Source organism: Balneolaceae bacterium (assembly GCA_034521445.1).
GTDB lineage: Bacteria > Bacteroidota > Rhodothermia > Balneolales > Balneolaceae > JAXHMM01.
In genome coordinates, this window is sequence record JAXHMM010000006.1 from 63,390 (window position 1) to 89,641 (window position 26,252).

Here is a 26,252-nt window from a genome sequence, read left to right on the forward strand (position 1 = left end):
ACCTACTGCTTGAACTTGAAGAGGTTCTCCGCACCCACCTTCTCCTCAGCCTGGTTGAGCGCGTAGGCGCTGTCGAATAGCACGATGGGGTTCTCCTCCATGTCTTTGGTAACGTGGGTGGAGTAGCTGCTCTCCAGCTTGTCGATGAGCTTCTCGTCTTCTGGCAGCCAGCGGGCGGCGTGGTAGGAGACGCTGGACATGTTCAGCTCGCAGTTGTACTCGGTAGCCATGCGGTGCTTGACCACGTCGAACTGCAGGGCCCCGACCGTGCCCAGGAGCAGTTCGTTGCCCACCCCGTGGGGCACCTCGAAGACGTGCACCACGCCCTCCTCGGCCAGCTGCTTCAGTCCCTCGCGCAGCTGCTTCCGCTGGAAGGGGTCCTTGGTCGAACATTTCATAAAATGCTCGGGGGTAAAGAGAGGAATGACGTTGAAGCGCACCGGCTTGTCCTTGTAGATAGTGGTGCCGATGCGGAAGGAGCCGGGATTAAAGAGGGAAACCACGTCGCCGGGCCAGGCTTCCTCCAGAATGTGGCGCTCATCGCCCATCAGGGTGTGCGGGGTGGACATTTTCACCTGCTTGCCGTTGTCGGCCTGGGTGACCTCCAGTCCCCGCTCGAATTTCCCCGAGGTGATCCGCACGAAGGCCGCGCAATCGCGGTGGTCAGGATTCATGTTGGCCTGCATCTTGAAGACGAATCCCGAGAAATCGTCCGTCAGCACCCGCTCCACACCCTCCTCGTCGGCATAGGGCTGCGGCGTATTGGCCATGTCGGCAAAATATTTCAAGAATACATCCAGCCCGAAATTGTTCAGGGCCGAACCGAAGAAGACAGGGGTGCATTTACCCTGCAGATAGGACTCACGGTCCATCATCTCGTACATGTCCTCGGTCAGCAGCACCTCCTCGTGGAATTTTTCCTTTTCGAAATCGGAGAGAGTGGCCTGCTCCAGGCCCTCCTCCAGTCCCACAAGCGCCGTTTCGGCCTTCTTGGCCCCGTGTTTCTCCTTGCGGTGCAGGTAGAGCTGGTTGCCGATCAGATCGTAAATGCCCTGGAAATCCTTTCCGTAGCCCAGCGGCCAGGAAGCGGGCACCGGCTCGATACCCAGCTGACCCTCGATATTGCTTATCACATCCAATGGCTCCAGACCGGGGCGGTCGCACTTGTTGACGAAGGTGATGATGGGAATCTCCCGCATCTTACAGACCTCAAAGAGCTTCTCGGTCTGTTCCTCCACGCCCTTGGCCACGTCAATGACCATCAGGGCGGTGTCGGCCGCCACCAGGGTGCGCAGGGTGTCCTCCGAAAAGTCCTTGTGCCCAGGGGTGTCCAGCAGGTTGTACTTGATCCCGTTGTTTTCGAAACGGAGCACGGAGGAGGTCACCGAAATGCCGCGTTCCTTCTCGATGGCCATCCAGTCGGAGGCGGCGAAGCGGGAAGCCTTCCGCTGGCGGATGGATCCCGCCTCGTGGATGGCGCCCCCGTAGAGCAGCAGCTTTTCGGTGAGGGTGGTCTTTCCGGCGTCGGGGTGCGAAATAATCGCAAAGGTGCGGCGACGGCGCGCCTCCTCCTCTATGCGTTTCTGCTTTTCGGTAAGGGTTTCGGTCGTGGACATGCAGTGTTTTCGGGCTTTCACCGGAACAAGAGGACCGGCTTTTTTAACGAAGGCTGAAAATAGGAATATCTCAGCGATTTATCACGGGCCGCGCAGGGGGTGTTGGCCCAAGCGGCGGCATACGCCGAATACCGCTCCTAGAAGAGATCCAGCTGCTCGTCCTGCCGCTCCACGGGCCAGGGGGGCATGGGCTCCATCTCGATCAGCTCGCCAAGCATGCGGTGGAAGGCGCGGGCGATGGAGGGCTGGCTCACGCGGTCGGGGGAGTGGGTGAAAATGTAGGGGTGTAGCCCCTCGCGGATCCAGTCGGCCGCCACGATGGCCCACTCCTTCAGGTAGGTTTCGTTGTTCAGGGCATCGTTGGCCCCTACGAAGCGTACGAAAGGCCTGGAGCCGGTGGTCTCAAAACGCACCGGCAGCTTCGGTTTCTTTTTTTTCGCCTCCGCAACGGTGGGATCGACCGCCGGCATGGCGTGCAGCTTGCGTGTGTCGAAAGTTACCCGGTCCACGTTGTAGCTTTTGAGAAGGCGGTTCAGCCGGTTCTCCACACGGCCGTGGTCGAAAAAGCCGGGGTGGCGCACCTCCACGGCATAGGCGTAGGTGCGCGGCAGCATGCCCAGCAGACGCTCCAGCTTCGGGAACTGCTCCGGGGAGAAATGGGTCGGAAGCTGAATATGAAAAGGTCCCAGCCGCTCGGCGATGGGATCGAAAACCTCCAGGAAGCGCAGCACCTCTTCCTCTGAGCCGGCCAGTTCTCCCACGTGGGTAAGGGAGCGGTGAAACTTGAAACAGAACTTGAAGCCGTCGGGTGTGCAACGCCCCCAATTGCGTACGGTTTCCTGGTCGGGCACCCCGTAGAAGGTGGTATTGCCCTCCACGGCGTTAAAGACACTGGCGTACTGAGTCAGGAACTGCTCCGGGCGGGCGTCGTCGGTAAAGAACCGTCCCGTCCATTCTTTCAGGCTCCAGCCTGTGCATCCGATATGATATCTGGTTATGGCCATCTGCGTAGGATACCCCCTCGGTGTGAACGCCTATTCGGACGGCATGGTGCCGAAGACGCGGTCCCAGAAGGTGGTGGAGACCCCGTAGGCCTTATCCGGGTGTTTGTAGTGGTGGATGGCGTGGTGGCGGTACTGCGTCTTCAGCACCGAGGGCACCTTGCTGCGGTGTACGCAGATGTGGATGTAGGCGTAGATCATATAACCCGTCATGAAGCCCGGCATGAAGAGATAGACCCAGTCGCCCATGGCCAGTCGGAAGCCTCCGTAGAGCAGTGCGATGACGATCAGTCCCGGCACCGGGGGCATCATCAGACGCTCGCGGTCGCGGGGATATTCGTGATGTATGCCATGCAGGGTGTGGGCGATGCGGTGGGCGAGCTCCGATCCGGGAAAATACTCATCCAGGTGGTTCACATAGCGGTGAAAGACGTACTCAAAGAAGGTCCAGAAGAAAAAGGCGAAAAGGACAACTCCCAGCGCTGTTCCCATCGATTCGGCCACGCCTCGCTGCCAGGCCACCCAGACCATGCCCAGGGAAATGGCTGTATAGAGACTGGCCGATACGGGGGCGGGTGCTTTGGTGAGCATCTCCAGGAATTCGTTCCGGAACATCCGGCCCTGGCCTTCGTTCTTGATCTCCATCTCTTTCATAGGTGCCTCTCATTTCCCGTTCCGCTTGAGAAACCATTTTTGCCTCTCTCGGTATCCCACCTCCATATTAGTTTAATTTTCCTCAACTTGAAAATATTTGGTATTTCCACGGCCACTTGCATCCTGTGGTGAAACATCCGCATTTGATATACGTATTTGTTCTATAATTTAAAACAAATAGTTGCCCATGGACATTCTGACGCGCATGGAGGAGTTGCTCCTGCTTGTGGTATGGAAACTGGAAGATGAGGCGTACGGCCTGGCTATCCGCAATCGGCTAAATGTACTGACCGGCAGTGACCATTCGGTAGGGGCGGTTTACACCCCACTGAAACGAATGGCGCGCCGCGGATTTCTCGAAACGTGGGAGGGCGATCCCACCGAGGAGCGCGGGGGTCGCTCCAAACGATTCTACAAGCTGACCCCCAAAGGTGTACACGCCCTCCGGCAGGTTCGCAGCCTGACCGAATCGGCCTGGAGTGATTTACCCGCCCAGGTCTTTGGACTCACCCTCAGAACCTCCTGACTTTGTCATGAATCAATCCCCCTGGCCCCTGCGGCTTCTCGACCGGCTTCTGCCGGACGACCTGCGCCACCTGGCCGGCGATCTGGAGGAGGAGTACCGCCGGAATCTCAGGGAGGGCGACGGCCGCCGCGCCCTGCTCCGGCTCTGCATGCAGGTCGCCCGTTCGCTGCCCTTTTTCCTGGGACAAACCCTCAAATGGAACGTTGTTATGATCCTGCACTACCTGAAAACCGGCTTTCGCGTATCCCGCAAGCATCTCAGCTTCTCGCTGATCAACGTGGTCGGGCTGGCCGCCAGCATGGCCGTCTGCCTGCTGATCCTGTTGTTTATCGTCGACCAGAAGAGCTACGACCGGTTCCATCCGCAGTCGGACCGCATCTACCGGGTGGTCACCGACTACAAGTCGTCAAGCAATACCGGGTCCAGTCTCTACGCCACGACCCCCTCCAGTCTGGCCCGCATCCTCCGGGAAAACTACACCGGTGTTGAGCAGGCCGTGCATATCCGTGAAAGCTTCCACGAGGAGCTCCGGTATGGAGGGGAGACCCTCTCCCTGGGCGGCATCTACACCCATCCCGAATTCCTGGAACTCTTCGGCTTCGAGCTGCTGCACGGCAATCCGGAGACGGCCCTCAGCGAGCCCGGCTCCATCCTGCTCAGCGCCGAAAATGCCCGCCGGCTCTTCGGAGAAGATACCGATCCCGTAGGCCAGACCCTCTCGGCCATCGAGGGACGTACCTACACGGTGACCGGCGTTATCGACACCGACGTGCGTACCCATATGGACTTCGACGCCGTGGTTCCTTTCTCCACCGTGGAAGACGACACCGGCTGGGAATCGGGCAGCGGGGAGTGGACAAGCACCATCTACAACTCCTTCACCTACCTGCGGCTGGCGCCCGGCGCCCATGACCGACTGCAGGCGCAGCTTCCCGGCCTGGTAGAACGCAACTACGTGGACTCCGAGGGCGAGTCGGTCATCCGCGAGATGCGACTGCAGCCCATCACCGGCATCGCCCTGGGACCCAACCTTTCCAACGAACTGGGAATAGTGATGCCCGGCCTCATCGCATGGTTCCTGGCGGGCTTCGCCGCGGTAATCATTCTCATCGCCTGTTTCAACTACGTCAGCCTGACCGTGGCAAGGGGACTGACCCGAAGCCGCGAGGTGGGTGTGCGCAAGGTGATGGGGGCCCTGCCCTCCAGCATTCTCAAGCAGTTCCTGGTTGAATCGGTGCTCATCTCCGTGCTGGCACTGCTCTTTGCCCTGGGGCTGCTCAACTGGCTGCTCCCGCAGTTCAACAGCCTCTACTTCATGGGCATGACGGAAAGCCAGATCGGCCGGGACCTGCTTGCCGACTACGGGACCTACGTTCTGTTCCTGTTCTTCAGCATCTTCATCGGCATCCTGGCCGGCCTCTACCCGGCCTGGCACTTTACGCGATACCAGCCGGCGCGCGTGCTGAAGGGCACCGGCACGGGCGGCGGTGGACGTCCCCGGCAGACGCTCAAGAAGGTGATCACCGTGACCCAGTTCACCTTTTCGATCATATTCATCATTACCTCCATCGTGCTGTACCAACAGTTTCGGTACATTTCCACGACCGACTACGGGTTCGACGAGGAGCGCGTGCTCAACGTGGACCTGCAGGACGTGCCCTACGATCGCATGAGGGCATCGCTCCTCGCCCAACCGGAGGTAATTTCGGTCGGCGCCACCTCGGTGGTCCCGGCCCTGGGCTCCATCCGCGGCGCGTGGATGGTGAGCGATTCGACGGGCCAACGGATGCGCGGCCACCACTTTTCGGTGGACTCCAGTTTCATTACCACCATGGGAATCCAACTGCTGGCCGGTCGCAATTTCAACCACAACCTGGCCTCGGACTCGCTTCACGCCGCCATTTTAGGCCGCTCGGCGGTCCGGGCTCTGGGACTCCAAAGCCCCGCACAAGCCCTGGGCGCCTCCGTGACGATCAACGATACCGAGTGCACCGTCATCGGGGTGATCGAGGATTTCGTCTCGGCCGATCCCACCCGCATCGGTGATCCGATCGTGCTGCGATGGCGACCCAGCTACTTCGGCAACGCCGTGGTGAAGGTGCGCGAGGGGGGTATGGAGGCGCTGAACGGCAAGCTGGAAGGCCTCTGGGCAGAGGCGGGCAGCAGCTACGCCCCACGCTACGAACCCTTCGCCGAGCAGCTCGCGCAAAGCTCGAATGTGCTCATCTTCCGGGATTTCATAAAAATCTTCGGCCTGACGGCCCTGTTCTCCGTGCTGATCTCCTGCCTGGGACTGCTGGGTATGGCCATGTACGCAGCCGAAAATCGAGTGAAGGAGATCGGTATCCGCAAGGTGCTGGGCGCCACACGACGCCAGCTCGTGCTACTGCTCTCCCGGGAGTACCTGGTGCTGATCGGCATCGCGGTGCTGATCGGTACGCCGCTGGCCTGGGCAGCCAATTCGCTGATCCTCTCGCTGATGTCCAACAGCATCAGCCTGGAACCCGTCGTCTTCCTGGCCGGCATCCTGGCCACCACGGCCACAGCCCTGCTCACCGTGACCTCCCAGACGCTGCGCGCCACACGGGTCAAGGTGGTGGACAACCTGCGGAGCGAATAGCCCCGGGTACCGCGCCGGTCACCCTCCTCCGTTGCCGGCCCTGCTGCCCAGCCAGGAGCTGCGAAAGGCACGCATGGCCTCGGTAAGCTCTCGACCGGCATCCTCGTAGGGCACCACCTCCAGGCTGGGATCTTCGGCCAACACCAGCTCGCCTGAATATTCCTCCCCAAGAGACGTCCAGCGCACCTGCAAGGTGTCGCCGGGCGCCCGGGAGGCCAGCAGGCGGTTGAGCACCTGCGCGTCGGAAATCGCACGTCCGCCCAGCGACAGCAGTCGGTCCCCCTCGTCCAGTCCCGCCTCGTAGAGCGGGCTGCCCACCAGGGTGTTGTCCGATATCACCGCCTCGCCCGCCTCGAAATCGATTTTGTTGCCGCCGAACTGCAGCACGGCCGCTCCGGGGTTGGAGCGTATCAGCAGGAAGCCGGCCTTGGCCAGCAGACGCTCGTAGTCGGGCACCCCGCGGCCGTAGATGTAGCGGTGGAAATAGTCAGCCGCGAAGGCGGAGTCGCCCGTCACCTCTGCAAGGGTCTCCCTCAGGTCGGCAATCTGGTAGGGCTGCTCGGTCACCCCGTACCGGCGCCACACCTCACGCATGTAATCGTCCAGTGTAAGGTCCTCAAACTGTGACCGCAGACTCAGGTCCAGTCCCAGTCCAATAGCCGCCCCCCAGGAGTAGTAGGAGACGAAGGTATTGTCCTTGTTCTGGGCATCCACCGAGGTGGCGGCATCCACGAAGGGGGCCTGCATGCTCATCTGCACGGGGGTGTAGTAGCGGCGTCCGGGGGCGTTGATCACCCCGCTGAGCAGGTTGCCGATGCCCCGTGCATAGCGCGCATCGTCGTAGAGGCCCGCGCGCCGTATGGTAAGATCGTCGTAGTAGCTCGTAAAGCCCTCGGCGAACCAGAGCGTGCCCGTGACGTTGGCCTCCATGAAGTCGAAGGGTTCCAGGCTGGCCGGACGAATGCGCTCCACATTCCAGGAGTGAAAAAACTCGTGCGACAGGGTGCCCAGGTTGCCCAGGGCGCCGTCGCCCGCCAACGCGCGGCCGCTGGTAAGAACGGTGGAGTTGCGGTGCTCCATGCCGTCGCCGTAGACGTAGGGCAGGTAGTCGGCGATGAACGTGTAGCTGCCATAGTCGAAGGGGGCCGGCTCGCCAAAAACGGCGATCTGCTCGTCCACCACCTTCCGGGCCATGTCGGCGTAGCGGGCCACTTCTTCGGAAGTGCCGTTGTGATGCACCGCCAGGCGGATCTCATAGCTGGCCGTATCGGAGGAGACGGTCCAGCTCTCCACCTGCTGCGCGCTCAGTTCGGTGGGACTGTCCAGAAAATAGTCCAGGTCCGGGGCGCTGAAACTGTAGCCGCCCTCCGGCCGCAGCTGCGTGGCAACATCCCAGTCGCTCCCCTCCGGCGGGTGGAAATTAACGCGGACGGGACGCTCCTCCAGGCTGCCCGCCCAGGCAAAGGTGGCCGGAATATTCAGGTGGGCATGCTGCTCGTTTACGCCCGAATAGGTGCCGTCGGCATGGCGTGCGAAGAGGGTGTAGGTGAAGCGCACGGTCCCGTCGTGTCCGCTGACGATCCAGTTGTGCAGATCGGGACGGTGGATATCAAGGGTGTCCCCCTCCCCGTCCACCGCATGCACGCGGTAGACGTTCTTGGCGAATTCATGGAGGGCGTAACGGCCCGGCGATGTGCGGCTCATGGTGAAACGCACGGTGGGACCGGACAGATTCTCCAGGGTAAGGGTGATCTCCGCTTCGTTGTGGACGGCGTTGGGGAAGCGCACGTCGTAGGTTACCGTAGTGTTTTCGGAGCTGCCGGAGCAGCCGGCCAGCAGGAAGGGGAGCAGCAGAAGGGTGGCATACAAACGGATCATGAGAGAGACAGAATATGGGTTGGCATTGCGGAAGGCTGGAGAATGGCACCGCGCCGTCAGAAAGTCAAGCCGGGGATACGCAGAAGGCTTACTCCTGGCGGATACTCTCCACGGGATTCATGAGCGCGGCCTGCAGGGACTTCCAGCCTACGGTGAGCAGGCAGAGCAGCAGGCTGAACAGGCCCGCGCCCAGGAAGATGGCCGCCGCGTTCCATCCCAGGTCGATGCGATAGGGAAATTGCGCGAGCCAATCGCGCGCGGCGAACCAGATCACCGGCCAGGCGATAAGGTTGGCGACCAGCACCAGTTTCAGGTAGTCTTTCGAGAGCAGAGCAAGGATCTGTGAGATGGAGGCGCCCAGGGTTTTACGCAGCCCAATCTCGCGGGTGCGCAGGGAGGTGGTGTAGGAGGCCAGCCCGAAGAGTCCAAGGCAGGCCACGACGATAGCCAGCAGCGTGAGTCCGCCGGACAGGCGGGCCATCTGCCGCTCGGAAGCGTAGGTCTGGCTGAGCTCCTGTTCGTGAAAGGTATAGCGGAATGGATCGATGTGGTTTACCTCCTCCCATGCGCTTCGAAGCGCCTCAATGCCCTCCTGTGTCCGTCCCGGCGCCAGCCTGGCCGCCACGTACTGGATGTGGCGCACGATGGGTTCGCCCTCGCCGACCACGCGGATGACCAGGGGACCCACTTCTTTGCGCAGAGTGGTGTGGTTGAAGTTCTCGGTCACGCCGATTACCGTGAAGGTCTGTCGCTCCTGCACCGAGGAGTCGAGGTGAAACTGGGCGCCGACAGCCTCCTGGGGCGTATCGGCGTCCATAAGCTGCAGCATCTGCCGGTTTACCATAACCGCCTGGTCGGCATCGGTGCTGAAGTCCCGTGAGAAGCCGCGCCCGGCAATGACCGAAATGTCGTAGGTATCCAGGAAGTCGAAAGTTACGAAAAGCGCCGGGTTGGATCCCCCCGCGGCGCCGCTTCCGCTGGCCGCGGCGTCTGCTGCAGAGGGCGTAAACATGTAAAACATTTCCTCGTCCGCCCCCAGCACGTATTCCGAACCGGCCACGCCGGTTACCGCGGGACTCTGCAGAGCCAGATCGCGAAATTTGGGATAGTACCAGGCGATGAGCGTCTGCGACATGGGCATGACTACCACACGCTCCGTATCGTAGCCCATATCACGCGACTGCATATGGCCGAGCTGTTGGTAGATCACCACCGTGCCAATGATTAGTATGACCGACACGCTGAACTGGAACACCACCAGTCCTTTCCGAAAGAGGGTAGCCGACTCCGCGCCGCCCCCGCGACCCCGCAGAATGCGGGCGGGCTCGAAGCCCGACAGGTAGAGCGCGGGATAGAGTCCCGAGAGGATGCCCACCAGTAGGGTGATGCCCAGCAGGCCCAGCAGCATCGCAGGGTCGGCCAGTGGACGAAAAACCAGGGGCTTGTCCACGAAATCGACGAAAAAAGGCAGGGCCGCCTTCACCATCACTGAGGCCAGCACCACGGCCAGAAAAGTGAGCAGCAGCGACTCCCCGACGAACTGTCCGAGCAAGGTCCGCCGGTCGGCTCCCAGCACCTTGCGCATGCCCACTTCACGGCCCCGCTCCATGGAGCGCGCCGTAGCGAGGTTCACAAAGTTGATGCAGGCGATGACCAGCACCATGAGGGCGATGCCCGAAAAGAGCAGCACGTAGTTCCAGGAGCCCGTGGGACCCATCTCCTCCCCTCGGTCGGAGTGCAGGTGAATGTCGGTCACCGGCTGCAGGGCCAACTCCACACGCTCGCCCTCGGGCCGGTTGGGATGGTAGTAGGTGTCGGCAAAGTTCGGTAGCTGCGACTCAAGGGCTTCACGCTGCACGCCCTCGGCCAGCTTCACGTAGGTCCAGACCGGATTGGCGTACCAGCTCTCGTCGTAGGGCTGTCCCCCGAACAGCGCGGGAAGCGTGGTGAAGGAAGCGAGAAGCTCCAGCCGCAGGTGGGAGTTTTCAGGAAGGGTTTCCATCACGCCGGTCACCGTAAAATCGAGCACCCCCTTGTAGCTGAGCGTCTTGCCCATGGGATCCTCCTCCCCGAAATAACGGCGGGCGGCCTCGCGTGTGAGTACCACCGACTGAGGGTCCCTCAGCGCGGTGCGGGCATCGCCGGCCGCCATCCCGATGTCAAAAAATTCCAGGGCGGTGGAGTCGGCGAAGTAGAAATACTCCTCGACAAAGGAGATGTCCTCCTCAGCGTAGCGCAGGGTGTGCGAATCCTCCTGCATGTTGTAGAAGCGCGTTGTGCTCTCCACCATCTCCGGGTATTCCTGCTCCAGCGAAGGGGCCACCCGGAAGGGCACCGAGGCGTAGGGCTCGGACTTGGTGGGCGAAAGGGAGGTCTGCACAAAACGGTACGTCCGCTGCCTGTCGGGGAGAAAATCGTCGTAGCTCAGTTCGTGCAGCACGTATAGGGCCGTCAGTATACAGCAGGCGATACCGATGGCCATGCCCAGTATGTTGAGAAAGGTGTACCCCTTATTGCCCAGCAGATTGCGCAGGGCAACCCGTAAATAGTTTCGTAGCATGCCTGCTCCTTGCGTTGGTCAACAATCCCGGCACGCCCCTTCCGGCTTGCCGGTGCCTATAGGCCTATTTAAAAATAAGAGCGCCAAAGAGCAACGATGTTACAAATTAGATGTGGCAAGCCTAATATATTTGCTTATTCTAATATTTGTAAATGATCGCCGGATATAGCATTCTGTACGTCGATTTGCTCCGGAATTCTATCAATTCACCGGCTCCAGCATAGGGATGATCTCGTGCTCCAGCAGGTTGAAGACGGGACGCTGGTAGCCGCGCTCGTCGGAGGTTTCTGTGGGGTCGGAGGTCATGACCACCACCGCCTCCAGGTCCGGTATCATTAAGATATACTGCCCTCCGTAGCCCCAGGCGAAGCGAACATGATAGCCGGATACCGGCCGTTTCCACCATAGGTAGCCGTAATCGTAGGGGTTGTAGTTGCTCCGGGTGTAGGTGCGGAAGGAATCTTTCAGCCAGGCGCGGGAGACGATACGTTCGCCCTCCCAGACCCCTCCGTCAAGGACCATCTGTCCAATTTTCACCATGTCGGAGGGGCGCAGGGCCATGTTGTTGCCGCCCATATAGTGACCCTGCGGGTCCCGGTCCCATCCCCCCACCTCGATGTCCAGGGGACCGAAGAGATGACGGTTGGCAAAAGCGCGGGTGCTCATGCCTGCGGCCCTGGTCAGGATGACCGATAGCAGGTGGGTGGAACCGGTGCTGTAGACCATATCGCCCCCGGGACGGTCTTCCATGGGCTGCTCCAGGGCGAACTCCACCCAGTCGTCGCTCACTACCCAGCGGCCATAGTTGTGAAAGCTGGTCGTCTCCAGACCCGCTCGCATGGTGAGCAGATCCTTGATGGTGATGGAGCGTTTGATCTCACTGTCAATATCCTCGAAATACTCAGGCAAGTAGTGACGGATGGGCTGATCCACCGAATCGATGATGCCGCGGTCCACCGCAATACCTATGAGCAGGGAGAGCACACTTTTGGAAGCCGATTTCAGGTTCATGGTTCGGCCGGAGGACATCCCGTCGAAATAGCGCTCCATGACCAGGGTGCCCTTCTGCTGGACCAGCAGGCTGCGGACGGCATTGATGTCGTCGGCGCGATTCGTGAGAGAGGAAAGGGTGGCGGAGTCGGGATCCGCAGGCGCTGTGATGGCCAGCGGTTCCTCGTCGCTCTCAGCGGCAGCGGTTTCGGCGACGTTTCCTGCATGGGCGGAATCCGGACGGTCACCCGGCTGCTGCCATATCCACGCGACCCCCGCAAGCAACAGCAAAGGAAGCCAGAGGTAATGTTTGTTCCCGCCTTCAAGCTTCATGTATGAACGTCGTTCCTGGTTGTGGTTGGCTACAGCCTAAGGAGAAAAGGGGCGGAAACGTTCACGCGAGGCGGTTCAGATCGCCTCACGGTGGCGAAACGTGACCGGGATCTTGTCCTCCCAGGGTGTACCAATATGGTAAATTTCCCAGTCGGAATCATAATTGTGGATCCGGTCCCGCAGAATGGACACCAGGTCCTCGGAACTTCCGGCCCTGACGTCCCAGTCGAAGGTCTCGACGCGGAATTTCATGCTGCGCTTCTCCCCGTTCACGTAGACGTCCAGGTTGACCACCTTGTCTACGTCGGGTACCGTAAACTGCACTCGTACGTTATGCATGGTATGGTATTGGGGTTATGGGAATGGCTACTCGCTGCGGAGCGCATCCACCGGGTTGGCACGTGCGGCCCGGAGGGACTGCCAGCTTACCGTGAGCCAGGCGATGAGCAGACCGCCTGCGGCGGCGCCCGCAAAGATTCAGGGACTCATGCCGGCCTGGTAAGCAAAGTTGCTCAGCCAACGGTCCATCACCAGGTAGGCCGCCGGCACGGCAACGGCGATGGCCACGGCCACCGGCCAGGTGAAGCTTTTGTTGAGTCGCAGGATGATATCCTTAATATCGGCGCCCAGCACCCTCCTGATGCCGATCTCCTTGGTGCGCTGTTCGGTAATGTAGGAGGAGAGCCCGTAGAGTCCCATACAGGAGACCAGGATGGCCAGGCCCGTAAAAAGTGCCACAATACGGGCCAGGATTTTTTCATTACCCAGCATCTGTTCAAAATTACGGTCCATGAAATAATAATTCATGGCTTCGTCGGGAGACCGGCTGTTCCATAGTTCATGCATCGAAGCCAGCACCGTTTCGACCTGTCCGGATTCGACTTTTAACAGCAGGCGGTTTCCCTGGCGGTATCCCGGATGGTACATCAGTACAGTGGGCTCAATGCGTTTGCGAAGGCTCTCGTAGTTAAAATCACTGACGACCCCGATTACCTCGTAGCGATCGTTGATGCGCGCACCCAGGGCCTCGCCGGTCAGTCCCAGCTCGCTCACCGCGCTTTCGTTTAAAACCACCGTACTGGTATCGGACGGATTGCCCGAATCAAAATACCTGCCTTCCAGCAATCTGAAACCCATTAGGGAGGGGAAAGCAGCGTCGGCCAGAAATCGCTGGATGGAGGCGGGCTCTTCCATCTGAGGCGTCTGCATATTGATAATGGAAATGCCCTGGCCTGCCGGGATACGGTTACTGAACCCGGCAACTTGAACGCCCGCCAGGCGGGACGCCTCCTCGCGGAGGGCTTCCCGTCCCTGCCCGAGGTCGTTCAGGTTGTCAACGACCAGGACGTTTTCGGTCTCAAGGCCCATATCTTTCTGCTGCATGTAGTCAAGTTGTCGATAGACCACTCCGGCGCAGATAATCAGGCCGATGGATATGGCAAACTGGGAGATCACCAGGGCATTGCGGAGAGGCGCCGACGAAGCCGAGCGGTAGGTGCCCTTCAGCACGCTCACCGGGTCGAAGCGGGTAAGGTAGAAGGCGGGGTACAGCCCGGCAAGCAGTCCCACCAGCACCGCGATACCCGACATCGAAAGAACCTGGACGGGAGACTGAAGGACGGTGTCCAGAAAAGCCAGGCCGGTCATGCTTTTGAAGGCCGACAGGAAGATTTCGGCCAGTCCCAGGGCCAGCACCATGGCCATCAGGCAGAGAAGCACCGATTCCATCAGGAACTGCATGACCAGCGCGGGCCGGCCGGTTCCAAGGGTTTTGCGGATGCCCACCTCCCGGGCACGCGTGGCACCGCGCGCGGTTACCAGGTTAATAAAGTTGATAGCTGCAATGAGAAGGATGAAGAGGGCCACGATGCCGAAGGCCCGAACGTTGGTGCGGTCGCCGGTGGGACCGATCTCAAATCGCTGGTCCGATTGCAGGTATATATCCTCAATATTCATGGTCAGAAAGCGGTAGCCCGTTGCGCTCGTCTTCCACTCCTCGTAGGAAAGGGAACCGCCCAGGGCGGGATAGATCTCCTGCTCAACCAGGCGGTCCAGCGCCTCCCGGTACGCTGCTTCCGACACCCCTTCTCTCAGCTTCACGTAGTTGTAGGAGGAAGCCGAGGTCCAGCTTCCCTCTTCCGGATAACGTGTACTCAACCACATGCGCGCAGGGATGTGCGAGCGGTAGCCGCGATCTTCCACCACCCCCGCTACCGTATAGGGTATCTCCTCCTCGCCTACCAGGATCTGTTCGCCGATGACGCTCTCGTACCCGGTCCCCTCCTGTCCAAAATAGGTGCGGGCCAGCTCGTCGGTGAGCACCACCGCATTCGGGTCGTCCAGGGCGGTGGAGGGATTCCCTGCCACAAAACGATGTGAAAAAACTTCGAAGAAGGCACTGTCCGCCCGGAAGGCATCGGGTTGACGGAATTCCTCCCCGCCTACATGCATCACCGGGTTCTGCGCCCAGTCAATCTGCGTGGTGCGCTCCACCTGTGGGAAGCCGGTCCGCATCACCTCGGCGAATTTCGGCGGACCCGGGGCCATGTCGCCGATATTGTAGAAATTTGCGCCAACGCGGTAGATCCGTTCGGAGTCCTGGAAATGACGATCGTTGCTGGTCTCCTGGTGCACCCACATGCCGATGATCAACGTACAGGCCAGGCCGACGGCCAGCCCCGCGATGTTGATGGCAGAATAGCTGAAGCGACGTCTCAGGTTGCGGAAAGCGACTTTCAGATAATTCAGAAACATGGGACAGCGGTTACTGGTCAGGGGAGTTCACGAACGGAAGCAGGGCTCCCTATGACAATCCCCAAAAATCATACCATTGCGCAGGGATGGCCCGGAGATGTGCGATAAGCCACTTTAACGTACGCCGGATGTTCGAAATGATACGAAGGGCGTACGCCAGCGGACACCCCCGGGCCCCGGCGCAGCATCACCAGAGCGATTCGATGAATTTGTATTGCGCAATACTTTTATCCTTTGTGATGAGGATCGCATGCTGATCCATACAGCTGGCCACAATAATTCGGTCTGCAGGGTCACCGTGAAAAGTTCCCGGCAGCCGGGTAGAGAGAACCGCAATTTCAGGGGAGAGAGGAAGGAGATTGATTTTCGGCTTATCCAGCGCTTTGGATATCCACTGCTGGACATCCATGGCCAGACCCAGCCTTTCCTTAGCCACCAGCATGGCAACCTCCCAACATGAGATTGCACAGATTCCGATTCGCTCGGCTTCGGAAAGTTTGCGCCGGGCCGTATCGGACAGCTTATCGGAATCCGTAGCGAACCATATCCAGGCATGCGTATCGAGAACAATCACCGGTCGGCCTCCCAATCATCATCCATCGACGCTACAATGTCTTTCTCAAAAAGGATGCTGCCCTTCAAATCGTTATTCTCTTCCTCATCCTGAACCAGGGGAACCACTTCCGCCACAGGCTTGCCGTACTTGGTGATGGTTATATGTTCGTTGGTTCCCCGAATGGTGTCAATGAGGGAGAGGCAGTGCTTTTTAAATTCGCTGATCGATATGATTTTCATGACTAAATTTATTTAACTATAGTCATTTCAAAGTAGTTAAGATTGGATAAAAACTCCATTCTAATCCGTGCCCCCATGACTGGTACTGAACTCATTAAGCAGACCTGGCCCCTTCACACCCACCGGCCATGGCAGTTGGATGGGACTCAGGGTTGGAGCAGTACTTTGATACATGCCCCCTTTTCCGTGTCGAAAAGGCGGTAAGCCTCGAGAGCATCGTTCAACGGGATGGTGTGTGTGATGACGGACTCCAGTGGAAAGGCACCAGCAGCAGCTTGCGAGAGCAGCTCTTCGGCGTAGCGGCGGGCGGAGCATCGGCCCGCCTTCAGGGTCAGGTTCTTGTCGTAGATCTCCGGGGGCTTGAAGGGCAGCGCCCCGTAGGCCTGCACGCCCACCGTGGCCAGAATGCCGCCGGGACGAAGCAGCTCGAAAGCGTCGCGCATGGAGTCCCTGCTGCCTACCGCCTCCAGGACCTTGCCTACTCCACGTCCCCCACAGGCCTCCCGCAGGCGATCGCGGTGGTCCGCCTCCCGTATGTCCACCGGCACGGCACCCAGCTCCCGTGCCTTTTCCAGTCGCAGCGGGATGGCATCCAGGGCAAAGATCTTCTCCGCCCCCCTGAATTGCGCCGCCATCACGCACATGAGTCCGATAGGCCCGCATCCCACCACGGCGCAGCTGTCTCCGGGACCGATCTCGGCCATTTCCGCGCAGAACCACCCGGTCGGAAGATTGTCGCCCATCAGCACCGCCTGCTCCCAGGAGAGCTCCCCGGGTTTGGCTAGCAGAGTGGCGTCGGCCATGGGCACGCGTACGTATTCGGCGTGGGCCCCGTGCAGTCCCTCCCCATCCTCCACCCATCCGAAAAGCCGGCTGCTTCTGCAGCGGGCCGTCAGCCCCTCCCGGCAGTAGTCGCATGAGCCGCAGTTGACCGTGAAGGGACTGATGACAGGGTCGCCTTCCGAAAAGCGTTGGACCCCCTTACCGATCTCCGCCACCCTGCCCGTGAACTCGTGTCCCATGACAGTACCGCGGTCCAGTCCGGTTTCACGCCCGTGGTAGATGTGCATGTCGGAGCCGCAGAGGGCGGCGCGCTCCACTTTGACGATGGCGTCGCCGGGTTCCTGTATGCTGGGTTCGGCTATGTCCTCCAGGGCTGCCTGTCGAATGCCCTGGAAAGTGAATGCCTTCATGGCAGAGAATTAAATGATCGCTCACCGGCAATGATAGCGAAATTCCCGCCCTTTTCGCAGCATGACTGCTGCCCGGCCGTGATCCCGATCGTAACAGACAGGCCGTTACCTACCTGGCCCATTACGATCACGTGGGATTCGGCGAACCGGAGGAGGGGGACGCCATTTGGAACGGCTTTATCGACAACGCCTCCGGAACAGCGGTGGTTCTTGAACTTGCCCGAATATGGGAATCCGTACGGCCTGCACACCCCGTCCTGTTCCTGTTCACAAGTGCCGAAGAGCAGGGTCTGCTGGGTGCCAACTGGTTCGTACACCGTCCCCCCGTGAAACTGGATCGCATAAAGGCCGTCATCAACATTGACGGGGGCTTTCCGCCCGGTGACATCCGCAGTTGGAATCTGGCGGCAAGCCCTTCGTTTCGGTCTGCTCAGAAAACCGCGAGTAGAATGGAGAAAAATGGACATGAAGTGATGCTACGCCCGCTTTCACCCGATTCTGACCACTGGCCTTTTCACAAAGCAGGGATTCCCGCACTCTTTCTCTATCCGAGCAGGCAAGCTGACTCGGACCACATTCATACGCCTGACGACGAATGGCAGGACGATTTCCCCTTTGAGGGACTTAGGCTCTATGCCGAAATGGCCTTATTGCTTGGACAGTCACTGCAGTAAGAGCAAACGGCCAAGGGAATGTACGTAACCGTCCACCGAACGCCGGGGTGATGGTTCCACCGGCGAGGAAGCATTCCCGTACCGCAGGGTGGTGTAATGTAATACGACTTCTCTATGTATTACACATACATTTTGTATTACATTATGTGATTGTATAACTTCCTGTCAGGAAAGCTAAGAAGACCGGTCTACCCATGAAAACCACCATGACTCAAAAAGGCCAGATCGTCATTCCGGCGGAGCTTCGACGGAAATATGACCTGAAAGCCGGAACCACCATACATGTGGAAGAGGAAAACGGAAAAATTGTACTAAAACCGGTTACGGCGGCTTATATCCGCAGCCTGAGAGGGATACTGAAAACTCCGGAAGGAGAAAAGTCAGCACTGGACATGCTGAAAGAAGAGCGGGAAGCCGACAGGAGACGAGAGGATGAAGGCTTTAGTTCTTGACGCCTGGCCCCTTCTGGCCTTCTATCTTGAAGAGCCCAAGGCTCAAAGTATCGAGCGTATTCTGATTGACAGCCAGCATAACGGAACCGAACTCCTGATATCGGTCGTCAATACAGGAGAGATATGGTACGCTGTCTGCCGGGCACACGGTAGTCATGAAGCAGACCGGATCATACATACCATTCAGGAGCTGAATATTGCCATCAAACCCGTGGACTGGAACCTGACCCGCATGGCCGCAGCCTTCAAGGCATCGGGAGGACTCTCCTACGCCGACTGCTTCGCCGCCGCTCTGGCCCGCCGCGAGCAAGCCGCCCTGGTCACCGGTGATCCCGAATTCCGCCGCCTCGAGGGAGAGATCGAGATCAACTGGATATAGGAAACCTGGCCGGCGCAGGCCTCAGTTCCCGTCGGCCTCCAGCCAGATCTTGTCGAGGTAGTCAATGCCCTCGGTCATCCACGCCGGCGCGGGCTCGCCCTTCACATAGTGGTCAAACCACTGCTTCATGCGCACTAGGAAATCCTTCTGGTTGGCTTCGCGTCCCAAGTGGTGTCCCTCGCCGGGGTAGGTCAGCAGCACCACCTCCTTGCCGAGGCGGCGGGCGGCGTTATAGAACTCGAGTCCCTGCATGTAGTCCACCGCGCCGTCTTCGGTGCCGTGGAGAATCATGAAAGGCACCTCAATGTCGGGCGCGTGATACATGGGATTCTCGCGGTTGTAGGCCTCGCGATCGCTCCAGGGGGTCACGCCGCGTCCCATGCGTACCTGTCCTATCTCCATGATGCCGTGGTGGTTGGTGCCCGAGCTTCCGTAGATGTTGTTGTAGAAGCTGGTCAGGTTGGTCGGGGGGGCGCCTGTCACCACGGTGGCGAACATGTCGGTCTGCGTCAGGATGAAGGAGGACTGGTATCCGCCCCAGCTGTGTCCCTGCAGGCCGATACGGTCGGGATCGGCGATGCCCATGTCGATCACCCGCTGCGTGGCCGCCGTGATGCAGTCCAGCGAGCTGGTGCCTGGCCTTCCCGTCTGGTAGACGTTGTCGGGCATGAGCACGGCGTAGCCGTTGCTGGCGTAGGTGGACATGTGCGGACGGTCGTCGTAGACCGGCATGGAGTACTGGTGGTGGCGGTCGGACATCTGCTCGTAGAAATAGACGAGCATGGGAACCTGGTCGCCCTCCTCGTAACCGGCCGGCAGGGCCAGCGTTCCCTGCAGGGTAATGCCGCGGTCGTTGGTGTATTCCACCAGCACGCGGCGTCCCCAGCGGTACTCCGACTGCTGCGGATTGGCGTCGGTGATCTTCCGCAGGCTGCTGAAATCGGTGTCGGTCACGTGATAGTCGGGAAATTCCACGAAGGTCTCACGCGTGAGGATCACCCGGTCGGCGTCGCGTGCCTTCTCCACGTCACCGAAGGCGTAGTCCTCGTAGCGCAGCGGTTCGGGCTCATCGCCCAGCTCAAGCCGCCAGAAACCGTCCTTCTTGGTCCAGTCGCCGAAGGCTGCCAGCAGCATGGGATCGGAAGTATCGATCCACTCCTCTTCGGGGTCCAGGGTCTCGTAGCGGAACTCAATGCTGTCCTGCTCGCCCAGCCCCTGGGTAATGTTCACCGCCTCCGAGCCGTCGAGGGCCAACATCCAGAGGTCGTACTTGTGGTTCATGATTACGTGCTCGCCGTCAGCCGTCCAGCCCGCCTCCCCGTAGGTCGGGTTCTCGTGGGGATAGGGATGATCCGTGTCCATAAAGCTTACTGGGGCGGCGTCTGAGAGGTTGGTCTTTGTGTCCTCTTCCAGGTCGTAGACCATGAGGGCCGTGTCGGCGTCGGTGACCTGCTGGTAGAGGTAGTAACGGCCGTCGGGCGAATAACCCACGGGACGTTTCACCTCGTTGGCGAACATCGTGCGCTCGCCACTCTGCAGGTCCACCCGGTAGAGGTCGGCCGGGGAGACGCCCCAGTTGATGTCGCTCTCATAAGGCTCTTCGTTGCGGCCCACCGCGTAGCGGTTGTGGTCGGAGAGCTGCACCTCCCTCATCTCCTCGTCGGTAAGACGGGTGAAGCGCCCGCTGGCAGGGTCCCAGGTGGCCGCCCAGGTAAAGTTGCGGTCCCAGAAGGCCTGCTGCTCCTGCACGGTCTGAATGCGGTCGTCCTTCCAGTGAAAGACGTCTACATTGGGGAGGGTGTCGCGATCCGCTTTGATATCGATTTCCTGTTCGTTCAGTCCCAGGTGTAGATATTCACCGTCGGCGCTGAAGGAAGGGCTTCGGTTTTCGCTGATCACCATGCCCTCGGGAAAGCCGGACATCCCGGCGGGGTCGAGCACGGTTTTCTGTGGGGTGCCGCCCAGGTTGGCGACATGCAGCACGGCATTGATGCGGTGGTGGAGGCTGTCAGCCTCGTGTCCCTTCAGGGCGACCAGCTGACGTCCCTTCTCCTCCCACTCGTCACGCGGCGCGCCGGTGTCGTCCCAGGACAGCTCGCTGTAGGTGGCGCTGTCGGCGTCCAGGGTATGCAGGGCACCCGTCTCGAGGTTTCGCAGGTAGAGCCCATTGCCCGTCATTTCGCTGGCGTCGACCAGGTACGCCAGCATATCGCTGCGATTGTTAAAGGCGAATTCGGAGACGTTGCCGATATTCATGACCGTGCCGTCCTGCAGGTTGCGCAGGATCAGGTCGCTGCCCTCATGGTCGCTGTCGTCGTCCTCGGGCTTCTCGCGGTGTACGGCCCACCAGCGGCCGTCTTCTGAAAAGGTCATGCCGGCGGCGCGCTGGATCTGCACCTTCTCTCCGGTCTGCAGATTAAGCAGCCAGGCGGTTTCGTGCACCGGCTGGTTGCGGCCCTGCATCTGCTCGCGGGTCTCCTCGTCCGGCGTGGTCACATAGGAGACGTAGCGGCTGTCGTCGGAAAATTCGGCATCCTCCGCCACCGGCATGCGGTAGACCTGGTCGCTGTCCAGGTTTTTGACGTACAGGGTGTCGTCGCCCCCGTTGGGCTGTAGTCCGTAGGCGAACCACTGTCCGTCGTTCGAAATTTCCGCGCCGTTGATGTGCTTCCAGCGGTCGTAGTCGTCCACCGTCAGCACCTTCTTGTTATCCTGAGCCTGTAGGTCGGTGGCGCTGCCCAGCAGCAGAAAGGCGACGGCCAGCATGGTGATTGTTCGTGCGTATCGCATAAGTATCCCGTTTGTTTTAGCGGAGAGGTGATAAGATACATTGTCTGATGTAGAACAAAGAATCAAGCGGAGTAATGTTAAAATTTGTCAGGTGACATTTCCGGGCAAAGTCCTTATGCTTTCAGCAAACCCACCCAAACGCATGACCACCGCTTATGTCCGATAACAAGACCTCCGCGAACGAGGGCGACGTGGACGCCTACCTCAACGGGCTGGAGGACGATCAGCAGCGCCTCGACTCCTTCGTGCTCCTTGAGCTCATGAAAGAGGTGACCGGCAAGGAACCAAAAATGTGGGGAGGCACCATCGTCGGCTTCGGACAATACCATTACAAATACGAGAGTGGAAGGGAGGGTGACTGGTTCCTGACCGGCTTCGCCCCCCGCAAAGGCAAGCTTAGCATCTATATTATGGCCGGCTTTGACGATTACCATAAGCTGCTGGAGGAGTTGGGGCCCCACAAGACGGGACAGTCCTGCCTCTACCTGAAAACCCTGGAGAATGCCGACATGGAGGTGCTGCGCCGCCTGGTCAAGCGTTCGGTGGAGTACATGCGCAAAAACTACAAGGACGGGTAGATTCCGGCTTCACGGTCCGCCTGCTGCCTCACTCCATCGTAAAGGGAGAAAAAGGCGGGCGGTTTAAAGACATGGTCTGCAGGTCGTGGGTCGTGAAATGATTATTCGTGGCCGTAGAAGTGCCCCTTGAGATTGGGGCTGTCCGGCAGCTCCGAAAGCCTTCGCTCCCCGTCCAGGAAATTGATGATGGAGCGGTAGCCCGTTTGCAGCTCCTCGTACTGCCCCTCCTCGGCTTTGACGGTAAAGCTGTAGACGCGCTCCCGGCCGTTGTAGACGGTCACCCGGTAATGCCCGGTGATATCGCGGTCCAGGCGCACCTCGAAGATGCCGTAGGTAAACTGGTGGATGCGCCTTCCCCGCTCGATGCCGCCCGATTCACGCTGGCGTATCTCCCCGATAAGCGAAGGCAGGTCCAGCTCAGGGCGGTGCGCCCTGGACGCTTCGCCGTTGGAAAGCCATTCTTTGAAAAATCTAAGCATGGACCTGACTCCTTTCCGGTTGGGGACTTTTTCCCTCCCAATATAACCGTTTCAAAGCATCATGCCCGCAGCCCGCAGGGGGTGCCCAATCAGGAGAGGTTGACCTGCTCTTCCTGTTCATCGTAGGGATCTTCCTCCGTAATCACCCCGTCCTTGAGATTGATGATGCGGTCGCCGTAGGAGGCCATCTTTTCAGAGTGGGTCACCTGTATAATGGTAACCCCCTCCTCGCGGTTCAGTTTCTGGAACAGCTCCATGATCTGCTCGCTCTGCTCGGAGTGAAGATTACCGGTAGGCTCGTCGGCCAGTATGAGCCGGGGATTGCCGATGATGGCACGCGCCACGCCCACCACCTGCTGCTGGCCCCCGCTGAGCTGCGGCGGGAAGAGGTCCTTTTTGGCCACGATGTTGAACTTGTCCAGCATGTCGGCCACAAGGCTCTTGCGCTGTTTGCCCTTGACCTTCCGGTAGAGCAGGGGCATCTCGATGTTTTCATAAACCGTCATCTCATCGATGAGGTGGTAGGCCTGGAAGACGAAACCAATGTGAGACTTGTGGTACTCCGACTTCTGCTTTTCCGACAGGCTGTGCACCGGCTCGTCCAGAAACCAGTACTCGCCATCAGAGGGCTCGTCCAGGAAGCCCAGGATGTTCAGGAGGGTGGACTTGCCCGCGCCGCTGGGTCCCATGACCGTCACGAATTCGCCGGCTTCTATGTCCAGGTTGACACTCTTGAGAATAAAGGTGCGCTGGAAGCGCTTGTCTACGTACTTGTCGATGTTTCTGAGCTTGATCATAGATCCCGTATAGGTTTCGGTGTCCTTTCCTTGTTAAGGTACAAATTTTCGGGCCGGCCGCAGGCCTGCGCCTCGCGACTCCCCGGCCTGGAGATTAATTCAACAACCGTACCAAATTTCCAAAGGCTCCATTAAAGCTTCCAAAGGTGATTTTCTCTCCTCTGCCAACCCTGATCACCGGCCGGGGTGTGCGATATCGAACACCCCGTGGGCGACCGGGGCGGCCGGGAGCGACGGACCCGCAGATCTATTCGCTCCGCAGTGATTCCACGGGATCCATGCGGGTGGCCTTCCAGGACTTGTAGCTGACCGTCAGCCAGGCCACCAGCACCGTCATCCCGCCCATAAGCAGGAAAAGGCCCGGTCCGATCATGACCTGGTAGGCGAAGTCTTTCATCCACTGACCCCATAGACCGAAAAAATTTCGTGAATACCGCGGCTTGTGCCGCCCGGTACGGGGTCAGCGCCGATGAGACCCATATCCGCATTACCCTCTCCTGAGTCCGCTTTGGCTTCTTCCCCGGGGGAACAGAGTACATTCGGTCGCTATCCCCCAACCCTATCTAGGACACCTGGCTTTGCATAATCATTCGCACTACAAAGAGTAAACTACTCCGAGCGAAGCGCCTCGGCGGGATTGGTGGTGGCCGCGCGAACCGACTGCCAGCTCACTGTCAGCAGGGCCAGCAGCACCGCCCCCAGGCCGGCCAGGACAAAGACACCCGCGCCGATGTCGATGCGGTAGGCGAAGTCAGCCAGCCACTGGTTCATGACGTAGTAGGCGACCGGGATGGCGATGACAAAGCCGAGCATCACCAGCTTCAGGAAATCCCTGCTGAGGAGGGTGACGATGTTGGTGACCGTAGCCCCCATCACCTTGCGCACGCCGATTTCCTTCACGCGCCGCTCGGCCGAAAAGGCGGCCAGGCCGTAGAGTCCCAGGCTGGCGATCACGATGGCTACAAATGTAAACAGCCCGACCACCCGGCCGAAACGCCGTTCGGTGCGGTACATGGCGTCGAACTTGTCGTCGAGGAACTCGTAGGTAAACGCCGAGTTGGGCGAGAAGGGAGCAACCACCTCCTCGATGCGGTCCATGGCTTCGCTGATACGGTCGGGCGCCAGTTCAGCGACGATATAACCTCCCCCGTAAAAATTGGAGGATTCCTGGTTCATGAGGACGATTGCCTCGATCTCGCTGTGCAGGGAGCTGATGTGGAAATCTTCGGTTACACCTACGAGTTTGCCCTCCGCCGATCCGATGCTGAACGCCTTGCCAACGGCCTCCTCGGGCGTCCAACCCAGAAGTTCCGCCGCCTTTCTGTTGATGATGTAGGAGGGTGGCGCATCCGCTCCACCCGCGGAGGAAAAATTACTGCCGGCCACCAGTTCGATATCGAGCAGAGGAATTAAATATTCGTCCACCGTTGCCGGAGCTATGGTTACGGCCTTCTCGGTGTCGGTCCCCGCCTCGGAGGAGTACGAAGAGGGAGGGTTGCTGAAACGGATATTGAACTCCCCCGGCACACCGCCCGATGCCGAAACCGTCTCGATACCGGTATACCCGCGCAGGCCGGATGCTATGGATTCGCGCTGGTTCCATGCATCCTGTGAGGAAAGATCCACCGTCACCACCTGCTCCCCGTCAAAACCAAGGTCCTTGTTCTGGGTAAATTGCAGCTGCCGGTAAACGACCATAGAGCCGATGATGAGTACCAGTGCGATGGCGAACTGCCCCACCACCAGCGCCTTGCGCAGCAGGGAGCCCGAACTGCCGCGGGATTTCTGGTTGCGCAGTACCGTGACAGGTGCAAAGCGGGAGAGGTACAGAGAGGGATAGAGCCCGGCCAAAAGACCCACAGCCGCGGCCGCCAGCACCAGCCAGGCCAGGAAAGCTCCCCCGCTGCTCCAATCCAGGTGGGTGCCGAAGAGCTCGTTGAACCAGGGCAGCGCCAGCATGGCGAGCACCGCCCCCAGCAGATAGGCGCCCACGCTCAGGATCATCGACTCGCCTACGAACTGGCCCGCCAGCTGAAGTCGGCGGGCGCCGAGCGACTTGCGCACGCCCACCTCCTTGGCCCGCAGTGAGGCGCGGGCCGTGGCCAGGTTGACGTAGTTCACACAGGCGATAATCAGGATAAAGAGGGCCACCGATCCGAAGAGATAGAGATAGGCCCGGTTGCCGGTAAAACCCTCGTCACGCGACAGGTCCGACAGGTGCAGTTCGGTAATGGGCGTAGCAAAATACTCCTGGGAGTACTCCCCTTCGTCGTTGGGCTCATAGTGGCTCTCCACCAGCAGGCGGAGCTGTTCCTCCATAGCTTCAAAGTCATCCGTTGATCGTAGCAGAGCGTAGGTATAGTAGGAATATGAGTTCCAGGAATCCGGACTGCGCCGGGTCTCGGACATGGTGCGGGAAGAAACCAGGGCATCATAGCCTATACTGGAATTGAGCGGCTCGTCCTGGATAACGCCGGTTACCTCGAGGGTGAGGAGGGTGTCGCGTTTCTGCCACCAGAGGGTTTCGCCCATGGGATCGGTCCCTTCCCCGAACAACTGCTCGGCTGAGGATCGAGAGAGCACAATGCTGTTAGGCGCGGCAAGGGCTTCGGATTCACTACCCGACAGCATTTCGAAGGAAAAAATATCAAAAAAGGCTGGATCGGAATACTTGCCCTGGGAAACCTCTGTGAAATTCTGCCCGTCGGTGCTCAAATTCAGACTGCCGGTACCAGTCACCCGCGTGGCAGCCTCCACCTGGGGAATTTCCTCCGGAAGGGCGTCGGCCAGGGGCCAGGGCGTAGCCAGCATCTGCCCGAAAAAGCTGGAACTGCTGCCGATGGCGGCGATACGGTCGGCGTTATCATGGAAGTCGTCAAAGCTGAGCTCCTCGCGCATGTAGAGGCCGATGAGCAGGCAGCAGGCCATGCCGACGGCCAGGCCGGTCAGGTTGATGAGCGAATAACTTTTATGCTGGGTGAGGTTGCGCCAGGCAATTTTCAGATAATTTTTCAGCATGCTTGATACCGTTGATTATTATTCCATCGACGTACCCCTGCCGAGGTACACCCTCCTGACGAAGTAGACGTACGAAAAGTTTTATCGTTACACCCATAGATGCACAAAAGGGGCGAAGCGCTACAGAAAGGTGTAGGGAACAGAGGTATATCCGGCAGGAATATG

22 protein-coding genes are annotated in these 26,252 nt (G+C 59.6%); 6 read left to right on the top strand and 16 right to left on the bottom strand.

Features of this window, described 5'->3' with window-relative positions:
• Positions 1 to 2: 2 nt before the first annotated feature.
• From U5K31_07505 to U5K31_07515, 3 genes are all read right to left on the bottom strand, one after another.
• On the bottom strand, positions 3 to 1,616 hold the full coding sequence (locus tag U5K31_07505; protein MDZ7772568.1) for a peptide chain release factor 3: 1,614 nt from the start codon (positions 1,614 to 1,616) through the stop codon (positions 3 to 5).
• Positions 1,617 to 1,753: 137 nt separating this feature from the next.
• Positions 1,754 to 2,620, bottom strand: coding sequence for a DUF72 domain-containing protein (locus U5K31_07510; protein MDZ7772569.1), 867 nt, complete (start codon positions 2,618 to 2,620; stop codon positions 1,754 to 1,756).
• 30 nt (positions 2,621 to 2,650) lie between these two features.
• Positions 2,651 to 3,271, bottom strand: coding sequence for a sterol desaturase family protein (locus U5K31_07515; protein ID MDZ7772570.1), 621 nt, complete (start codon positions 3,269 to 3,271; stop codon positions 2,651 to 2,653).
• Positions 3,272 to 3,458: 187 nt separating this feature from the next.
• On the opposite strand from U5K31_07515, the gene U5K31_07520 reads away from it, so the two are divergent.
• Entirely contained in the window at positions 3,459 to 3,797 is a 339-nt protein-coding gene (locus U5K31_07520; GenBank protein MDZ7772571.1) for a PadR family transcriptional regulator, read from the top strand.
• Between the two features lie 7 nt (positions 3,798 to 3,804).
• A complete protein-coding gene (locus U5K31_07525) occupies positions 3,805 to 6,417 on the top strand; it encodes an FtsX-like permease family protein (protein MDZ7772572.1) in 2,613 nt (870 codons plus the stop codon).
• A gap of 18 nt (positions 6,418 to 6,435) precedes the next feature.
• Here the strand turns inward: U5K31_07525 and U5K31_07530 are convergent, their stop codons facing one another.
• From U5K31_07530 to U5K31_07565, 8 genes are all read right to left on the bottom strand, one after another.
• Positions 6,436 to 8,295, bottom strand: coding sequence for a peptidase M61 (locus U5K31_07530; protein MDZ7772573.1), 1,860 nt, complete (start codon positions 8,293 to 8,295; stop codon positions 6,436 to 6,438).
• Between the two features lie 88 nt (positions 8,296 to 8,383).
• Positions 8,384 to 10,855 (bottom strand): ABC transporter permease, encoded by a 2,472-nt coding sequence (locus tag U5K31_07535; protein ID MDZ7772574.1) that lies wholly within the window; start codon positions 10,853 to 10,855, stop codon positions 8,384 to 8,386.
• A gap of 201 nt (positions 10,856 to 11,056) precedes the next feature.
• Positions 11,057 to 12,178 carry a serine hydrolase gene (locus tag U5K31_07540; GenBank protein ID MDZ7772575.1) on the bottom strand — a complete coding sequence of 374 codons (1,122 nt, stop codon included), beginning with the start codon at positions 12,176 to 12,178 and terminating at the stop codon, positions 11,057 to 11,059.
• Positions 12,179 to 12,253: 75 nt separating this feature from the next.
• Complete coding sequence (locus U5K31_07545) at positions 12,254 to 12,517, bottom strand: hypothetical protein (GenBank protein ID MDZ7772576.1); 264 nt, start codon at positions 12,515 to 12,517, stop codon at positions 12,254 to 12,256.
• A gap of 138 nt (positions 12,518 to 12,655) precedes the next feature.
• Complete coding sequence (locus U5K31_07550) at positions 12,656 to 14,932, bottom strand: ABC transporter permease (protein ID MDZ7772577.1); 2,277 nt, start codon at positions 14,930 to 14,932, stop codon at positions 12,656 to 12,658.
• A gap of 187 nt (positions 14,933 to 15,119) precedes the next feature.
• Entirely contained in the window at positions 15,120 to 15,506 is a 387-nt protein-coding gene (locus U5K31_07555; protein MDZ7772578.1) for a type II toxin-antitoxin system VapC family toxin, read from the bottom strand.
• On the bottom strand, positions 15,503 to 15,727 hold the full coding sequence (locus tag U5K31_07560; protein MDZ7772579.1) for a type II toxin-antitoxin system Phd/YefM family antitoxin: 225 nt from the start codon (positions 15,725 to 15,727) through the stop codon (positions 15,503 to 15,505). The genes U5K31_07555 and U5K31_07560 overlap by 4 nt, the downstream gene beginning before the upstream one ends.
• 146 nt (positions 15,728 to 15,873) lie before the next feature.
• Positions 15,874 to 16,920 carry an alcohol dehydrogenase catalytic domain-containing protein gene (locus U5K31_07565; protein ID MDZ7772580.1) on the bottom strand — a complete coding sequence of 349 codons (1,047 nt, stop codon included), beginning with the start codon at positions 16,918 to 16,920 and terminating at the stop codon, positions 15,874 to 15,876.
• A 68-nt stretch (positions 16,921 to 16,988) separates the two neighbouring features.
• Between U5K31_07565 and U5K31_07570 the strand changes: the two genes are divergently transcribed.
• The 3 genes from U5K31_07570 (at position 16,989) to U5K31_07580 (ending at position 18,425) form a co-directional block, all read left to right on the top strand.
• Positions 16,989 to 17,594, top strand: coding sequence for a M20/M25/M40 family metallo-hydrolase (locus U5K31_07570; protein ID MDZ7772581.1), 606 nt, complete (start codon positions 16,989 to 16,991; stop codon positions 17,592 to 17,594).
• Positions 17,595 to 17,788: 194 nt separating this feature from the next.
• On the top strand, positions 17,789 to 18,046 hold the full coding sequence (locus tag U5K31_07575; protein ID MDZ7772582.1) for an AbrB/MazE/SpoVT family DNA-binding domain-containing protein: 258 nt from the start codon (positions 17,789 to 17,791) through the stop codon (positions 18,044 to 18,046).
• A complete protein-coding gene (locus U5K31_07580; GenBank protein ID MDZ7772583.1) occupies positions 18,027 to 18,425 on the top strand; it encodes a type II toxin-antitoxin system VapC family toxin in 399 nt (132 codons plus the stop codon). Before U5K31_07575 ends, U5K31_07580 begins: the two co-directional genes overlap by 20 nt.
• Positions 18,426 to 18,446: 21 nt before the next feature.
• On the opposite strand, the gene U5K31_07585 is transcribed toward U5K31_07580, so the two are convergent.
• Entirely contained in the window at positions 18,447 to 21,215 is a 2,769-nt protein-coding gene (locus U5K31_07585) for a prolyl oligopeptidase family serine peptidase (protein MDZ7772584.1), read from the bottom strand.
• Between the two features lie 155 nt (positions 21,216 to 21,370).
• Between U5K31_07585 and U5K31_07590 the strand changes: the two genes are divergently transcribed.
• Complete coding sequence (locus U5K31_07590) at positions 21,371 to 21,793, top strand: DUF1801 domain-containing protein (GenBank protein MDZ7772585.1); 423 nt, start codon at positions 21,371 to 21,373, stop codon at positions 21,791 to 21,793.
• A 101-nt stretch (positions 21,794 to 21,894) separates the two neighbouring features.
• On the opposite strand, the gene U5K31_07595 is transcribed toward U5K31_07590, so the two are convergent.
• The 4 genes from U5K31_07595 to U5K31_07610 all read right to left on the bottom strand — a co-directional run bounded on the left by U5K31_07595 (position 21,895) and on the right by U5K31_07610 (position 26,087).
• Entirely contained in the window at positions 21,895 to 22,272 is a 378-nt protein-coding gene (locus U5K31_07595; GenBank protein MDZ7772586.1) for a hypothetical protein, read from the bottom strand.
• 89 nt (positions 22,273 to 22,361) lie between these two features.
• On the bottom strand, positions 22,362 to 23,069 hold the full coding sequence (locus U5K31_07600; protein MDZ7772587.1) for an ABC transporter ATP-binding protein: 708 nt from the start codon (positions 23,067 to 23,069) through the stop codon (positions 22,362 to 22,364).
• A 247-nt stretch (positions 23,070 to 23,316) separates the two neighbouring features.
• Positions 23,317 to 23,466, bottom strand: coding sequence for an ABC transporter permease (locus U5K31_07605; GenBank protein MDZ7772588.1), 150 nt, complete (start codon positions 23,464 to 23,466; stop codon positions 23,317 to 23,319).
• Positions 23,467 to 23,678: 212 nt separating this feature from the next.
• A complete protein-coding gene (locus U5K31_07610; GenBank protein ID MDZ7772589.1) occupies positions 23,679 to 26,087 on the bottom strand; it encodes an ABC transporter permease in 2,409 nt (802 codons plus the stop codon).
• Positions 26,088 to 26,252: the final 165 nt, after the last annotated feature.